General features: G+C 74.1%; 2 protein-coding genes. Both read left to right on the top strand.

Annotation, left to right across the window (positions count from 1 at the left end):
* Positions 1–676 (top strand): FAD-dependent monooxygenase (locus STRIP9103_RS18505; protein ID WP_048820522.1); only part of this gene is annotated, 676 nt, incomplete at its 5' end.
* Between the two features lie 8 nt (positions 677–684).
* The coding region (locus STRIP9103_RS18500; protein ID WP_048820521.1) for an alpha/beta fold hydrolase at positions 685–910 on the top strand (226 nt) is incomplete at its 3' end.

Genomic DNA, 910 nt, shown 5'->3' with positions numbered 1-910 from the left:
CGGAGTGCGCGACGCGGCCAACCTGTGCTGGAAGCTCGCCGCCGTACTGCGCGGCGAACTGCCCGAGACGGTCCTCGACTCCTATGAGGCCGAGCGGAAACCGCACGTCAAGGAGGTCACCAGACGGGCGGTGCTCACCGGGCGGATCATCACCGAACGCCGGCTCCCCGTGACGAGGATCCGTGACACGGCGCTGCGTGCCGTCCTGCGCCTGTCGGCCGTCAGCGGCCGGCTGGTCGACGCGAACTGGATACCGGTCGCCCACTACGCCGAGGGCTTCCAGGCCCGCCCGCGCACCAAGGCCTCCGGCCGCCAGATCCCCCAGCCCTGGGTGACCGGCCCCGACGGCACCCGGGTCCGCCTGGACGACGTACTCGCCGGCCGCTGGCTGCTCCTGCACGCCGCGGCGGCCACCCCGCAGCCCGCGTGGGACCGCGCCGGCGTCCCGTCGCTCACCGTCCTCCCGGCGGGCTCACGTCCCGCCGAGGGCGCGGTCGTCGACAGCGACGGCGTACTGCTGCCGTGGCTGACCGCCCACCGCGCGGCCACCCTCGCCCTGCGCCCCGACGCCTACGTCTACGCCGCCGCCCCCACCGGCGACCGACTCCCGCCGCCCCCGGCCGGTTTCGCACCGGCATCGCGTACGACCGCCCCGCCCACCCCGATCACCGGCTGAGGATCGCCATGACCACGCACACCGCACCCCCGCCGATGCAGGAGTACCTGCTCGACGTCACCGACAAGAAGATCTTCGTCGCGGAGACCGGCGACGGCCCACCCGTCCTGCTTCTGCACGGTGGCGGCCCCGGCGCCTCCGGCGTCTCCAACTACTCCCGGAACATCGCCGCGTTGGCGAAGGAGTACCGGGTCATCGTCCCCGACCTGCCCGGCTACGGCCGCAGCACCAAGG

It is taken from the genome of Streptomyces ipomoeae 91-03 (assembly GCF_000317595.1).
GTDB lineage: Bacteria > Actinomycetota > Actinomycetes > Streptomycetales > Streptomycetaceae > Streptomyces > Streptomyces ipomoeae.
This window is presented reverse-complemented; position numbering and strand designations above follow the sequence as displayed.